The organism is Trichocoleus sp. FACHB-262 (genome assembly GCF_014696035.1).
Lineage (GTDB): Bacteria > Cyanobacteriota > Cyanobacteriia > FACHB-46 > FACHB-46 > Trichocoleus.
The window spans coordinates 16,039-27,722 of record NZ_JACJPK010000111.1 but is presented as its reverse complement, the minus strand read 5'-3'; the positions used below and the strand labels follow the sequence as shown (position 1 = coordinate 27,722).

At 49.8% G+C, this 11,684-nt stretch carries 14 protein-coding genes; 7 read left to right on the top strand and 7 right to left on the bottom strand.

Annotation, left to right across the window (positions count from 1 at the left end; genetic code table 11):
- Positions 1-167: 167 nt before the first annotated feature.
- The gene (locus H6F68_RS27455; RefSeq protein ID WP_190564010.1) at positions 168-1,151 is read right to left on the bottom strand and encodes an AraC family transcriptional regulator; all 984 of its coding nucleotides are present in this window, start codon (positions 1,149-1,151) and stop codon (positions 168-170) included.
- Between the two features lie 361 nt (positions 1,152-1,512).
- On the opposite strand from H6F68_RS27455, the gene H6F68_RS27450 reads away from it, so the two are divergent.
- The 5 genes from H6F68_RS27450 to H6F68_RS27430 all read left to right on the top strand — a co-directional run bounded on the left by H6F68_RS27450 (position 1,513) and on the right by H6F68_RS27430 (position 5,029).
- Complete coding sequence (locus H6F68_RS27450) at positions 1,513-2,016, top strand: cupin domain-containing protein (protein WP_190564008.1); 504 nt, start codon at positions 1,513-1,515, stop codon at positions 2,014-2,016.
- Positions 2,000-2,539: a cyclophilin-like fold protein gene (locus H6F68_RS27445; RefSeq protein WP_242065685.1), complete on the top strand. Its 540-nt coding sequence runs from the start codon at positions 2,000-2,002 to the stop codon at positions 2,537-2,539. Before H6F68_RS27450 ends, H6F68_RS27445 begins: the two co-directional genes overlap by 17 nt.
- 73 nt (positions 2,540-2,612) lie before the next feature.
- Positions 2,613-3,698, top strand: coding sequence for an alpha/beta hydrolase (locus H6F68_RS27440; RefSeq protein ID WP_190564006.1), 1,086 nt, complete (start codon positions 2,613-2,615; stop codon positions 3,696-3,698).
- A gap of 30 nt (positions 3,699-3,728) precedes the next feature.
- Positions 3,729-4,490 (top strand): SDR family oxidoreductase, encoded by a 762-nt coding sequence (locus H6F68_RS27435; RefSeq protein WP_190564004.1) that lies wholly within the window; start codon positions 3,729-3,731, stop codon positions 4,488-4,490.
- A gap of 344 nt (positions 4,491-4,834) precedes the next feature.
- Positions 4,835-5,029, top strand: coding sequence for a hypothetical protein (locus tag H6F68_RS27430; protein WP_190564002.1), 195 nt, complete (start codon positions 4,835-4,837; stop codon positions 5,027-5,029).
- A gap of 244 nt (positions 5,030-5,273) precedes the next feature.
- On the opposite strand, the gene H6F68_RS27425 is transcribed toward H6F68_RS27430, so the two are convergent.
- Positions 5,274-5,948 (bottom strand): carbonic anhydrase, encoded by a 675-nt coding sequence (locus tag H6F68_RS27425; RefSeq protein WP_190442344.1) that lies wholly within the window; start codon positions 5,946-5,948, stop codon positions 5,274-5,276.
- A 480-nt stretch (positions 5,949-6,428) separates the two neighbouring features.
- On the opposite strand from H6F68_RS27425, the gene H6F68_RS27420 reads away from it, so the two are divergent.
- Entirely contained in the window at positions 6,429-6,746 is a 318-nt protein-coding gene (locus H6F68_RS27420) for a hypothetical protein (protein ID WP_190564000.1), read from the top strand.
- Positions 6,747-6,864: 118 nt separating this feature from the next.
- Here H6F68_RS27420 and H6F68_RS28770 read toward each other — a convergent pair whose 3' ends face one another.
- Positions 6,865-6,987, bottom strand: coding sequence for a ribbon-helix-helix protein, CopG family (locus tag H6F68_RS28770; protein ID WP_206755570.1), 123 nt, complete (start codon positions 6,985-6,987; stop codon positions 6,865-6,867).
- Between the two features lie 439 nt (positions 6,988-7,426).
- Between H6F68_RS28770 and H6F68_RS27410 the strand changes: the two genes are divergently transcribed.
- Positions 7,427-9,145, top strand: coding sequence for a site-specific integrase (locus H6F68_RS27410; protein WP_206755569.1), 1,719 nt, complete (start codon positions 7,427-7,429; stop codon positions 9,143-9,145).
- A 326-nt stretch (positions 9,146-9,471) separates the two neighbouring features.
- Here H6F68_RS27410 and H6F68_RS27405 read toward each other — a convergent pair whose 3' ends face one another.
- From H6F68_RS27405 to H6F68_RS27390, 4 genes are read right to left on the bottom strand one after another with little or no spacing between them, the layout of a single operon-like run.
- Positions 9,472-9,684, bottom strand: a complete 213-nt coding sequence (locus H6F68_RS27405) for a hypothetical protein (RefSeq protein ID WP_190442554.1) — start codon at positions 9,682-9,684, stop codon at positions 9,472-9,474.
- A gap of 2 nt (positions 9,685-9,686) precedes the next feature.
- Positions 9,687-10,052, bottom strand: a complete 366-nt coding sequence (locus H6F68_RS27400; RefSeq protein ID WP_190563998.1) for a GIY-YIG nuclease family protein — start codon at positions 10,050-10,052, stop codon at positions 9,687-9,689.
- A gap of 29 nt (positions 10,053-10,081) precedes the next feature.
- Positions 10,082-10,852, bottom strand: a complete 771-nt coding sequence (locus tag H6F68_RS27395; protein WP_190563997.1) for a ParB/RepB/Spo0J family partition protein — start codon at positions 10,850-10,852, stop codon at positions 10,082-10,084.
- Positions 10,849-11,463 (bottom strand): ParA family protein, encoded by a 615-nt coding sequence (locus tag H6F68_RS27390; protein ID WP_190563996.1) that lies wholly within the window; start codon positions 11,461-11,463, stop codon positions 10,849-10,851. The genes H6F68_RS27395 and H6F68_RS27390 overlap by 4 nt, the downstream gene beginning before the upstream one ends.
- Positions 11,464-11,684 lie beyond the last annotated feature (221 nt).

Sequence of the window (11,684 nt, the reverse complement as noted above, 5' to 3'; positions counted from 1 at the left end):
TTGCTGGAGTGAATCCATTTCTTGTGAGTTAGTTACGAGTCCTTCTCTCAGCCTAATAACTTCTCCTTATCCTTACAACTTGATTAGGATTGCTATAGCTGTGGTTACAAACTCATCAATGATGGGCATGATACAGGATCGATTGAGCACCATCTAGCTTGAGGAGATCAGATTGAACTAACAGTCTCCCTAGCTGCTTCTCGCAGCCGTTCTACATCGCGCATCGGTGGCGTACCAAAGAGCCGCTTATACTCCCGGTTGAAGTGCGAGGCATCATCATATCCCACGTGGTAGGCAGCACTGCTAGCATCCAGGTTTTGCCCCAGCATTAAACGGCGAGCCTCCTGAAGCCGTAGTTGCTTCTGAAACTGCAAGGGACTCATGGCAGTAACTGACTTGAAGTGATGGTGAAAGCCTGAGATACTCATGCCAAGCTCTCGGGCGATGTCTTCAATCCGCAGCGGTTGGTTAAAGTCCTTCCGCAGGCGATCGACCGCCCTGGCAATGTGGTGGGTGTAACCACCCAGTACGGCAATCTGACGCAACCGATTCCCTTGCTCTCCCATCAACAATCGGTAGATAATCTCCCGCTTAATCAGGGGTGCAAGCACAGACGCTTCAGCCGAAGAATCGAGCAGCCTGACGAGCCGCACGACAGCATCTAACAGCTCTACATCCAACGGACTGACATCAATCGCTTTTACGCTGGCACCTCGTTGGGCTGAGGGATAGCCTGCCTCCACCATAGCTGAGCCAACGAGGGCAGGGTCGAGATCGAGACGAAGACCCAGGTACGGCTTTTCCTGGGTTGCTTCTAGAATGCGGCTGGCAATCGGCAGCTCGACCGTCCCCAGCAAATAATGCATGGGGTCGTACTGATAGCGATCGCTGCCCAGCAGGACTTCTTTGCTGCCTTGAGCAATCACACAAAAGGCAGGAATAGAGACACTATGAAAGCATTCCGAAGGGGAAGAGGCACGGTAAAAGTGCAATCCTTTCAGCGGCTCGATCGCTCCATCAGTACGAATCGCTTGGGCCATTCGCTCCGTTAGTTCCTCTCGGTTGGCTTGCGCTCGTTCTACCTCACGCTTTGCCTGAGGGTTATTCATCAACGCTCTACCAGACTTTTCACTCGTTCTTGCAGCATTCATTTCTTGTGCCTGTTCCAATAGATTTATGGACACATCAAGGTAAAGACAAGGGTTTGACGGCTAAGCCTGTAAAAAATCTAGCGTGACTTGAATTGAAGCGGGTGCAAGTTTGCAGGATTGTACAACCATCCTAGACAATCATCCTATTGCTTGCCTTTCAGGCTTCCTAGAATGAGGTTAAAGCAATGAAACGTGATTCCGGCTGCTTGTAAGCGTCTGGATTTCTCTTCAAGAGAACACTCAGGTTTATTTAGTTAAGCGCTTCTTGCGATTGCACGAGAAGCATCATCAAATCCACAGCAGGCATTGGTCGCTGTGGGAAAGCTTTGCATGACTTAGCAAAAACATAGAGGAACAAAAAATGAAACGGCTCACGCTCCCGGTCATGGCATTTTCCCTATTAACTTTAGGATTTGCGCAGGTAGGCCATACCCAAGCCTCATCTGGCGATCGCCCCCCAACCGTAGAAATCACGCGAAATGGTTCGCAGTCTTCCACTGAAGGATCAGCCGACTCTTTCACGGGTTGTGTCCGCATCAATCCTCTGTTTCCGGTGCACGATCCATCACGCGCCTCTGGCGCACGTGTCACCTTCAAGCCTGGTGCGCGCACAGCGTGGCACACCCATCCCCTGGGGCAAACCCTCATCGTGACGGCTGGGTCTGGCTGGGTTCACCAATGGGGCGGTCAAATTCAGGAGATCAGACCTGGTGATGTTGTCTGGATTCCGCCAAGTGTAAAACACTGGCACGGAGCTACGGCAACTACAGCCATGACCCATATCGCCATTCACGAACAACTCGACGGCAAGGTTGTGGACTGGATGGAACAGGTCAGCGACGAGCAGTATGAAGGAAGATCTTAATGCCTTTGAGATGGTTTCTCATCAAGGGAAAAATTGTCAGAAAAGAATGCTGATTTTGGTTCTCGCCCTAACGATGTCACTGAGCTATTCAGCCTGTCGTGCCGACAACAGTATGACCATCAGCACCCCGTCAACGATACCAACTGAAATATCAACCGAGCGGGCAAACAGTATGAAGATTAACATCACACTCGAAGACCAAGTTGTTACAGCCACGTTGATTGACAGCAAAACAACTCAGGATCTTGTTTCCCTGCTGCCCTTAACGCTGATGTTAGAAGACCACGCGAGTACCGAAAAAGTCAGCAATCTACCCAGAAGATTATCGACAGAAGATGCGCCCCCAGGCAGTGACCCGTCTGTTGGAGATATTGCGTATTACGCTCCCTGGGGAAATTTGGCGATCTATTACCGAGATTTTGAATACTCAAACGGACTCGTGATTCTCGGAAAAATAGATAGTGGCATCGAGGCATTGAATGTGCCTGGTTCTGTAGACGTGACAATCAAGCGAATTCAATAGAAACGTCAGTGCGTAACGAGTCGAACCGAAGCTAACCCTCTAGATAAGCCCATCTACACCTATGAAGAACCCAATGAAACACCGCGTTCTAATCCCAACCCTCTTGATGAGTGCAATCTGCACAACAGCAGCATTTGCACTCGACAAAACAAACGTCTCGCGTGAGACCGCCCAAGCACCTGGGCAGCAGTCTGCTGTGGTCGAGGGGGCGGACAACTTCTACAAGAGCGACCAAGTGACGATGCAGAGAGTTACGTTCAAAAACCAATACGACATGCAGGTTGTCGGGAATCTCTTCATTCCCAAAACCTTAAATCAGAACGTTAAGAATCCAGCAATCATTGTCGGGCACCCGATGGGCGCAGTCAAAGAACAAAGCTCAAATCTGTATGCCCAAAAACTGGCTGAACAGGGATTCGTTACCTTAGCCATCGACCTGTCGTTCTGGGGCGAGAGCGAGGGGAATCCGCGAAACCTCGTCGCGCCAGAGATTTATGCCGAGGACTTCAGCGCGGCGGTGGACTTCCTGGGCACCCGCCCCTTCGTCGATCGGGAGCGGATCGGCGGCCTCGGAATTTGCGGCAGCGGTAGCTTCGTCATCAGCGCCGCCAAGATCGACCCCCGCATCAAGGTCGTCGCGACGGTGAGCATGTACGACATGGGCGCGGCGGCTCGCAACGGTCTCGGGAAGTCAGTGACCGCCGAGCAAAGGCAGCAGATGATCGTGGCGGCGGCGGAGCAGCGTTACGTGGAGTTCACGGGCGGCGAGACTACTTACGTGGGTGGAACGACGAACGAACTGACGGCGAGCACCGACCCGGTCCAGCGCGAGTTCTTCGACTTCTACCGGACTCCCCGCGGCGAGTTCACACCAGAAGGCTCGTCTCCGGCGCGGACGACGAAGCCGACGATGGCCAGCGTTGTACGGTTCATGAACTATTACCCGCTTGAACGGATCGAGGAGATCGATCGTCCCCTGCTTTTTATCGCCGGTACCGACGCCCACTCCCGGGAGTTCAGCGAGGACGCCTACAACCGCGCGGTCGAACCGAAGGAGATCGTTTGGGTGCCGAATGCGGGACACGTCGATTTGTACGACCGGGTGAACTTGATCCCCTTTGAGAAGCTCACATCCTTTTTCACCCAACATCTGCAATAGGGCAAAGCAAGAAACAAGGTAAAAAATTATATGAACAACCAGAACTTTACAGGCAAGGTGGCCTTTATCACCGGAGCAGCAAACGGCATTGGTCGAGCGACAGCATTGGCGTTTGCCCGTGAGGGCGCTAACGTGGTGGTCGCTGACATCTCAGAACTGGGCAATCAAGAAACGGTCCGCATGATCGAAGACCTCGGCGGACGAGCAATCGCCGTCAAGTGCGATGTGACGCGGTCTGAGGACGTGAAGGCAGCGCTGGATCAGACCATTGAGACCTTCGGGCGGCTGGACTTCGCCTTCAACAACGCCGGCGTGGAACAGAAGCTAGCGGTCACAGCCGACCTGACAGAGGAGGAGTGGGACCGTATCGTCAACATCAACCTGCGCGGTGTGTTCCTGTGCCTGAAGCACGAAATCCCACTGATGCTCAAGCAAGGAAGCGGCGCGATCGTGAATACCTCTTCCGGGGCTGGGGTCAAAGGCTTCAAAGGGCAAGCGGCTTACGTAGCTGCGAAGCACGGTGTGGTTGGACTGACCAAGGCGGCAGCTCTCGACTACGCCGCGCAAAACATCCGCATCAACGCTGTGTGCCCCGGAATTATCGACACCCCAATGATGGCTCGCTTCAGCGGCGGCACTTCTGAAGGACGAGAACGAGTGATCTCGCAGGAACCAATTGGCAGGATGGGTCAACCTGAAGAAATTGCCAATGCCGTCATCTGGCTGTGTTCGGATGCATCCACCTTCGCTGTTGGGCACGCCTTGGTCGTCGATGGCGGTCAAACGGTGTAGTGATGGTCGTGTTTTTGCTAATGCCACATCGAACCGCTGGTATGCCTTTAGTGACTGACTGACAAGTTCGCTCTTGCAGAACTCAGTAGTTACTCAACAAAAAGAGGAATCAGATGATTGAAAACAAAGTTGTGATTATTACCGGCGCATCGATGGCATTTCACCTGATCGAGTCGCCAATGTTGTGGCGTTTGCAATCGACCAGCCAGAAGACACGAACGTGAACGAATTTACGATTGGACCAACCACGCAGCCTTGGTAAGGATAGTGCTGGGACTAGACCAGTGCGATCGCCTACGGCGGGGCGTAGCTCATCGCAGCCGTGCAAGAGATTACCCAAGGTTGTGCAGAGTCGGTACTGGACTGTGTGGGCAGCGAGTCTGCAATGGCAATGGCGATCCGCAGTGCGCGTCCCGGTGGCGCGATTGGGTATGTTGGCGTGCCACACTAGCAGCCACAACTTTAATTTGGGACGTTTATTCATGCAGAAAATCACATTGCGAGGCGGTGCTACACCTGCCCGTGCCTACATTCGGTAAATTGCTAGCCGATACGATGGCAGCCAAACTCAATGCTTCTGCGGTTCTCGATTTAACGGTTGATCTTGATGGCGTCCCCAAAGGATAGGCAGCAATGGATAGTCGGGAAGCAATCAAAGTCATGGTGTGACCTTAGGCTCGGGTCAGCTCCGTCTTCAACATGGTGTCGAGCAAGCTTAGGCGTTAACGGACGCATTTCTGTCGGCTGAATGACTATTCCAATGAAACGACAGGGTTTCCCTGATTACTGTGAAATAGCTGTAATCAATGGGTCGGGTACCGGGAAGGAGCGCTGCCTTAGCAGCGTAAACTGTCCTAATCCCGCATCATAAGCGAATACCTGACCGGTCTCGATTTCATACATCCAAGCATGCAAATTCAGCTGCCTGCTATGCAACTTAGACCGAATGACAGGATACGTTTCTAAATTCTCGATCTGCGTCAACACATTCTGCTCGATCGCGATCTTGAGCAATCGCTCGGGCTGTAGGTGCGCATAATTATCTAGCACTAAGCGCCGCGTCGCTTCTCCATGGCGCTTCAACCAGTCGTAGACCAGCGGCATCTGCTCACTCAGATTGCCGACTTGCAGCAACCCCTTCATGGCCCCACAATGGGAATGACCACACACAATGATGTCCCGCACCCCGACGCCAGCGACCGCATACTCTACCCCAGCGGCTTCAGCACTACTCGCGGCTCCATAAGACGGAATGATATTACCGACATTGCGCATCACGAAGAGTTCACCAGGCTGAGACTGCGTGATTAAGCAGGGGTCAATCCGGGAATCGGAACAAGTAATGAATAGAACTTCGGGTGCCTGCCCGTTCGAGAGTCGTTCAAACAGGGCTCGATTTGTGGTGAAGTAGTCGCTGTGAAAGGCATTGAGTCCCTGAATCAGACCGGTCACTGACATAAATCGATTCCTACTGCTGGCAAGGCTAGTGAGTGTACTCGCACTGCATCCTCAAAGCGGATGTAGTTTTATCTTTCCCTTACTACACACGAACCGTAACATTATCCGTACTTTGGTAAAGAAATGCTAACAAATGACTTGATCAGGGGGACACAAGAACACGAACCAGGGGCAAAGGTAGCGGTGCGATGTAGCAAAGCCGAGTGCTAGAGGATTAAGGGGTGCAATCAGGATAGCTGTAAGTTAGTGCGACGGAAGCTGAAAGTACCTGATTCTACGTGCTTCCTCAATAGGATTCATACAGAAAATGTTCCTCTTCTAACATTCCTACCAAGCAAAGGCTTCAGAAGTTGGTGGCCTGAAAAACAATTGTCCTGATTACACCCCTAATTGCCCCTCGTTGCAGCAACCTTTCAACCACCCCTACAAAGAAGGTTGTGTTCTGTTGCAATTCCAAGTTCGCTTCTACCTTGAGATGAATTGATTTCTCCTCAAAACCAAGCGGAAGTGCTTGCCATTCAGGCAGAGGGAAAGATTCTCGTGGATACCCGGATTGGCTCCTCGAAGCCGGGAGGAACAACGGTACGAGGTCAGCCTTTCACCCAATATCGGCTACGCGTCAAAGGAAAGAAGGCTCGCTATCTCAAAGCTGCTGAAGTCGTCAAATTTAGAGCCGCGATCGTCCGTGAGAAACAGTTAAGACAACTGGAGTGCGAGCAACAACGTCTGCAAGGACAGCTTCAACATCTGGCAGCACAAGCTAAAGAGTTGGGACTAGAATTACCTGAGAAAGTCTGAAACTAGGTCTGTTGGCATTGAGTCAAGTTCAGCGGAATATTTGCTCACTCAAGGGGTTGTTCAGCGGCGATCGCAGGCAGAAGTTTTCAAACAGCTGGGCGATCGCAAAGCTTGCCAGCTAAGTAGAAGGCATTTGAATTTGAATCAAGCCACGACCAATCCGCTCAACTAGTTCCGAGCGAGATAGCCCGAGATCAGCAGCTAACCGATCCAGACCTTTCAAACCAGAATCAGTCAACATGACACTTCGCTGACGCTTGACTTCACCCCTGTAAAGCTCAGCCTGTCCTCGCATCGATTTTTGGCCTTTTTTACCCATGAGTGTACTTTTTAAGGACCTTAACAGGGACAGTTTTACGCCACAACTTTCTTATATCACTGAAAGCCTTAGAAAGCAGACTATTAGGTCATGTATATGATTTATAACGTCTATAACGATCACTCCCAAAATCTTGGCTAAGTATTAATATTTATTAACTGAAAATCCCAGAGCAAGGCGGTTTTTCAGCCATTTAACCGAGGCTTTATATATAACTTTTTAGCCTATACATTTAAGGAATAGCTTGTCTTTTTTATAATATAAATGCTACTATTCAGGTCATACATGTGACCTGAATAGCTACGGTATGGCTTCTATAACAATTCCTAAAAAGTTCCTCCGGCCTAAGAACCTAATGGAGGTGCTTCAGAACTACGAGGCTGAAGTGAAAACTGAAACACCTGACAAAGCCAGTGCGACTTTGCATCAGCTGCAAACAGCTTTAATCAGATACACACTTCCTGGTTGGGGGCTACCGCATCCCCAAACGAACCGAGTCTCAGCTAAAGAGATCAAAGCCGCCAAGACTTTTATGAAAAAGATCAGCTTGGAACAGCTAAAAAATGCTCTAGAAGTCCAGATGAGCGTCTACGAGCAACTCAAGGTTCCGAGCGGCAGTCAACGTACTTATCGGCACGCTCTTAACAAGCTATTAGAGTTTTGTGATGACCAAAACTGGTGGCAATTAGAAACAAAGGTCGAACGACGACCGTTAAAGAAAAAAGATTGCGCTAAATACGTCCGAACGACAAAGCGAAAACGGCAAGAGTATTATGCTCTAGGTGCTGTGAAAGGGGATGTCATCCCAGAAGCACTACGGAAACAGTTTATTGAGTTTGCAGAGTTCGTTTCTGAGGACTTAAAGCAATCACCCATTTCCGTTAGATGGGCTCTGCAAGGAGCATACCAAGGGCTAGGCTGGCTTTATCGTTATGAAAACGTACCACCAGATGAACTGAGTTTAGAAACGCTGATTCAATATGTCCCTTTAAAGACGGAGATTGACAATCTCCCAGTTCGGATGGAATTAGCTGAACAGCTCTTGCGTCAGGAAGAGGTGAGACGAAAGGCGATGCAAGCAGCAGATGCTACGGAAATTAGGCTCCGTAAATATTTATCTTGGATCAGAAAGGAACGTAAGGCTCATCCTGGAACCGAGTATGCCTTTCTACGAGCCTGTCTTAACGTTGCTAAGTTCCTGTATCGCTTTGAAACTAATAAGCACGAAGTAGCCAGCTATGATGACGTTCCTGTTATTAAAAGAATCCGAGTTCTTATCCGAGATGTAAGTAAACGTCAGCGTACTGCTCCTTCTCCAGTAGACATCAGCAAGAAGTGGTTGCCTTGGGAAGACTGGTTGGACGTGGTTGAAACCCTTAGACAAGAGTGCTGTCAAGCAGCTTATATCTGCGGCAAGAAACGGCTACTCGGTGGAACTGCCCATTCTCTCCAGTGCTATCTCATGTGCGCGTTTTTTACCTATATTCCCCCGATGCGTCAGCAGGTGATTCGGGGCCTTGAGGTAGGACACAGCTTACTTTGGGAAGACAATCGCTGGTACATCTATTTAAGACCCGATGAATACAAAACCGGCAAGGTTTATGGGGAATTTCGATGTGAGGTCTCTAACCCTGACTTTGGAGATGGCACTCGTTTTTACGATTATATTGAGGCTTGGCTCTATGACTGCTCCAAGCTTTCCGGATTAAGCAAGCTGAATCTTCCTGGGGGACTCCGTGCAACCTACAAGGCTGAGCACAACTTCTTTTTCACCCAAAAGAATCGCGAACCGATGAAGCAACATACGCTATCGGAGTACATCCGACACGCTGCATATCGGATCAAAGGCCAGGCTGTTACAGCTCACTTACTAAGGGATATGTTTGTGAGTCACTTGATGGAACTAGGCTGTTCTGATGCTGACATGAATGCGGTGGCGATCGCAATGCACCATAGCCCAGAGACCCAACGAGCAATTTACGATAAACGAACTAAGGAAAAAAAGGCGGCCCCAGGCGTGCACTTGGCACGACAGATCGTTGAAAATGCCATCAAGCGTAAAACTGACGTAACTGATTGAATTTAGCCTTAACCTACCAAGCAGAGAGCGATCGCAGTTATAGAAGATTCGCGATCGCTCTCTGCTTTCAATGTGGATTGAGCTACGTCTCAAGCTGCAATCAGGTCCGCACCATACCCAATAACCGCATGGTGCCACATTGCTTTTGAATACTGGCGTAGACCTTTTGCCTAACCTCTTGCACTAAGGCATTAAGCTGAGAGCGATCGCTAGGTCATTAGGTCTAGAACCACATTGTTGATCGACACCATATTCTCCAAATCCAACCCTAGGCGATCTCAAATGAGGGCAAAGTTCCTGCGGTCGATCGCCTTACCCTTGAACATTTAATAGCGAGGTTTGCAATCGGAGAAATTTAGACATTCACTATCAAGAAAGCCAGCCAGTGCCATCTCTAACACTGCCTCTACGGGGTATTCAATCTCAGCCGCCCGTCGCTCAAAGGCTTCTCTAACATGGTCAGGCAGCGCCACCAAGATCATGCGGGCTACAACTGGACTGAGATGCTCTGTAGTTTCTTGTCCAACAGTCGGCAACATAGTTAGTCCCTCATCGGTATGCGAGCATTGAACGGTGGTTTGCTAGCTTGCAGAATAATGCGCTCTAACTCTGCTGATAGCGATCGCCATTGCATGAAGTCGATAGCATGAGTGGCGATCGCCACGTCTCTATGGTCATAATCCGCCAGCCATGCCCAGATTAGAGATTTATGTCCACCTCTAAAGCGCTCCTTAATATCTTGAGCCTTGCTTACATATAGCAAACCCTCAGTGCGGTGCCTAACTGCATAAATGCCTGGTCTTGTAGTCAGCTCGGTAAAGTCTCTGCTAATCGGGACACAGTTAGAGAAGGAGACTTTTGTTAAGGAGTCGAGGATGGTCAGTGCTTGTGCTTCAGCGTCCGTCATAGCTCATAGCTTTTCTGCAATCATGATGCCTACTCGCCCTCCAACTCGGCGATCGCCTTCTCAATGTCTCGCATCATACGCTTCACACGGCTTTGTAAACCTTTAACAGCCGTGCCTGGTTCATCATATTCATTAGCGAAAGTGGTCCATTTTTGGAGGCCAACTAGCGCTCGATTCAAAACTAGGACATCTGTCCGGGTTTGGTTGTCCTGGTTTTGCTCACCATTTTCTGCGCGGGCATCAGGGGCATCATTCAGATACCGCCTCACCTGCCTAATCGACTTGCCAATGATTAACTCTAGAGCAGGACGTAAGGCTTTTTCCCCTTTTTTGGGTTTCCCGGGCGCGTCTCTATAACCAGCTGCCCTTAACCGATCCGCGATCGCTCTGACTTCAGCGGGTGTGTAGTCTCTACGCTTCTCATTTTCAGTAGCTTCAATTGCCAGCGCTTTGTCTGGCTCAGTCTCACTATCAAAATCGTAGCGGCGAATTGGAACTTGTCCATTAAGAAACTGTTTAGCGTAGGCTTCTGGATCTTGCTCCCGTAATAGTGCGATCGCGGCTCGTCGATGCCCTCCTGCTAAAAGCCTGCCCTGACTATCAACTGCAATGGGAGCGATTAGCCCTACAACCGCAATGCTATCTGCCAATGCTTCAATATGGGCAGGATTCAGCGGACGGGTATCGCCATCCACTCGATCTGTGATGCTATCTAGAGACAAAGTGGCAGTTGACGATGGTGTTTCTACACTTCTGCTCTTCGCGATCGCTAACGCCCCAGTTAACCTACTGACGCTCATTTTGTTCCCCAACCCTTCCAGATTTCTTTACCCAATGCCTGATAATCATTCCATGCAGCAGTAGCAGCATCACCGCGCAAATCTGCAACTGACAAACCTTCTAATGCCGAATCTTGGTACACAGTTCTAGCTTTAATACCTGTATTAAACACCTTTAGTCCTGCCTCGTTAAGTGCTTCTCTGGCATTCACCTCTCTTTTGAGACCCCGAGTCGGCAGCATGGTTAAAAGGATGCGGTACTTATCATCAGACAGCGATCGCAAAGTGCTAACAGTAGAAATGGTGGCTTCTAACGAGAATATAGAAATCTCAGAAGGGATGATCAGCAAGTCGCTAGCAGAAGCTAATGGTAAAAGTTCAGTGGGATCAGTGCGGGCAGGGGTGTCAACAACCAGATGATCAAAGGCCGATGGCTCCTCATCGCCATCCATCACAGTAAATGCTGCCTTCTGCTGACCACGCTCATACCAGCTCAGTGCGCTTCGGTTAGGGTCTCCATCTAACAAGATGACTTTGTTGCCCTTCCGGCGCTTACCTAGATACTCAGCTAAATGTAGGGCTGTGGTCGTCTTGCCAACACCACCTTTGAAACTTGCGATCGTAATAATCATAATTCTGAGCTTACTGAGAAGGACTTGGGATTCAGCATGAGAAAACGTCAAAAACCATTCGTGGCTTCTGTATTAAACGTTGAAAAAGTCTAGTACAGTTTGTCAGTCCTGCTAGAAATTTTTCTAGAGAAGCAGTTGCGTAGTAAATAACCCAACCGAAAATTTGTAACTTACCTGCAAACAATTCTGAAAGCGGCAGCAATCACCAGCGATAGTAGAAG

Coding starts and splice junctions, on each gene's coding strand:
- H6F68_RS27425 (WP_190442344.1), bottom strand. CDS start 5,948: ATGTCAGTGACCGGTCTGATTCAGGGACTCAATGCCTTTCACAGCGAC.
- H6F68_RS27455 (WP_190564010.1), bottom strand. CDS start 1,151: ATGAATGCTGCAAGAACGAGTGAAAAGTCTGGTAGAGCGTTGATGAAT.
- H6F68_RS27450 (WP_190564008.1), top strand. CDS start 1,513: ATGAAACGGCTCACGCTCCCGGTCATGGCATTTTCCCTATTAACTTTA.
- H6F68_RS27390 (WP_190563996.1), bottom strand. CDS start 11,463: ATGATTATTACGATCGCAAGTTTCAAAGGTGGTGTTGGCAAGACGACC.
- H6F68_RS27395 (WP_190563997.1), bottom strand. CDS start 10,852: ATGAGCGTCAGTAGGTTAACTGGGGCGTTAGCGATCGCGAAGAGCAGA.
- H6F68_RS27435 (WP_190564004.1), top strand. CDS start 3,729: ATGAACAACCAGAACTTTACAGGCAAGGTGGCCTTTATCACCGGAGCA.
- H6F68_RS28770 (WP_206755570.1), bottom strand. CDS start 6,987: ATGTTGACTGATTCTGGTTTGAAAGGTCTGGATCGGTTAGCTGCTGAT.
- H6F68_RS27440 (WP_190564006.1), top strand. CDS start 2,613: ATGAAACACCGCGTTCTAATCCCAACCCTCTTGATGAGTGCAATCTGC.
- H6F68_RS27400 (WP_190563998.1), bottom strand. CDS start 10,052: ATGACGGACGCTGAAGCACAAGCACTGACCATCCTCGACTCCTTAACA.
- H6F68_RS27445 (WP_242065685.1), top strand. CDS start 2,000: ATGAAGGAAGATCTTAATGCCTTTGAGATGGTTTCTCATCAAGGGAAA.
- H6F68_RS27405 (WP_190442554.1), bottom strand. CDS start 9,684: ATGTTGCCGACTGTTGGACAAGAAACTACAGAGCATCTCAGTCCAGTT.